1 protein-coding gene is annotated in these 1,796 nt (G+C 31.5%); it reads left to right on the forward strand.

Annotated elements, in window-relative coordinates:
- Positions 1–182: 182 nt before the first annotated feature.
- Complete coding sequence (locus tag AP058_RS00055; RefSeq protein ID WP_066305311.1) at positions 183–1,295, forward strand: histidinol-phosphate transaminase; 1,113 nt, start codon at positions 183–185, stop codon at positions 1,293–1,295.
- The last annotated feature ends 501 nt before the right edge of the window (positions 1,296–1,796 follow it).

Here is a 1,796-nt window from a genome sequence, read left to right on the forward strand (position 1 = left end):
CTAGATAATTCCTTACGTTTGTAGGAATAGAAGTGCATGCAAGGCACACACAGCGTATATAAGTTATGTTGGTTCGTGCTTTAACAAGCCACAGCTCATATACATAAACGTTGGTGGCAATTTTAAAAATCCGCGGTTGTAACAAACTATTTCTTTTAAAGACTAATTACCAAAAAGAAAATATGGAAACGAACAGACGACTTTGGCTGAAAAAAATCGGAATTGGAGTTGCTGGAATTGGACTTACAAATTTCAATTCATTTGCCTCTCCACTAGTATCAGAAAATTTAATTAATAGTTTTGAAAATAATAATAAATTAATTTTTTTACGCTCAAATGAAAATCCATATGGTCCATCTCCATTAGCAAGGAAATCATTTTTAGACAATGCGAATATTAGTAATAGATATAATTGGGATATTGCTGACCAACTAATTTCTGATCTTGCAAAAAGAAATAGTGTAAAAGACGAAAACATATTATTAGGAGCGGGTTCAACTGAAATTTTAGATTTGGTCGCAAAATTCGTAACACTAGAAAAAGGAAATTATGTAATCGCAGATCCAAGTTATGAGTATTGGACAGTTACATTAGATAATTTAGGTTTAACGAAAAATAAAGTACCACTTACAACAGACAAAAAAATTAATTTGCAAGCTATGTTGGAAGCGGTAAACCAAGATACAAAACTTGTTTATATATGTAATCCAAACAACCCAACAGGAACAATTTGTGAAAGAGAAGCATTAGTAGAATTTGTAACCAAGATTTCACAAAATACAATTGTACTAATTGATGAGGCATATTTGGAATTTACTAAACAGCAATCAATTAGTAATATCGTAAATGAGAATAAAAATATTATTATTACCAAAACTTTTTCCAAAATATATGGTTTAGCTGGAGCACGAATTGGTTATGCAATTGCGCACAAAACAATAATTGATAATTTAGGAAATTTGCAATCTAACACAAATAATAGTGTTAGTGTATTATCAAAACTTGCCGCTATAGCTTCGTTGAAAGATTATAAATTTGTTTCAAATTGCTATCTGCTAAATGAAAATGTAAAGCAATATACTATAAGCAAACTCAAAAAATTAAATTGTGAGTGCATTTCTTCAAATACAAATTTTATATATTTTTCACTTTCCTACTACAAAAAGGATTATTTCAAGCAATTAGAAAATAATAATACTGAAGGAGGAAGAATATATGAAGAACAAGGTAAATGGACAAGAATTACAGTTGGTAAAATGGACGAAATGAAAAAATTTATTAAAGCACTGGAATAAAAAACTGCTACCAATCAAGTAGACGGCTCCGCCAGTAACTGACAGAGTGTTCCTCGGTAAAGACTTTTGCCGTTGGGCTTGCTTCACTCAAAGAAATACTTCTTCCGAGCTTGCCACTAGCTAATTAGCTCAATATAATCTCAACAACTTGCCGACAAGGGACTTGCACCCCCTAGATAAATTCCTTACGTTTGTAGGGGTAGAAGTGCATGCAAGGAACACACACCACCTATCCAAAAAGCGGGGCTTCGTTTTCCAATACTAATTTTATGTTTAATGGAAGTTTAGTTTTGCAAATTAAGTTTTGTGGTAAAAGTCCCGCCCTTCGGGTAGCTGCAAACCGTTTGCGACATATTAAAATACAACCAGAAATAACAATGAAAACCAGAATTTTAACTTTCCTATTTTGTGCAATAACTTCATTAATTTTTGCTCAAAAAACAAACTTCAATATAAAATATTCTGAACAATTAGCAGTTTTTACTTTTATTCAAAATTTAT

This window comes from Flavobacterium sp. TAB 87 (assembly GCF_001529295.1).
Classification (GTDB): domain Bacteria; phylum Bacteroidota; class Bacteroidia; order Flavobacteriales; family Flavobacteriaceae; genus Flavobacterium.

Bases quoted from the DNA above. Each gene is read 5' to 3' on its own strand.
- AP058_RS00055 (WP_066305311.1), top strand. From the start codon at position 183: ATGGAAACGAACAGACGACTTTGGCTGAAAAAAATCGGAATTGGAGTT.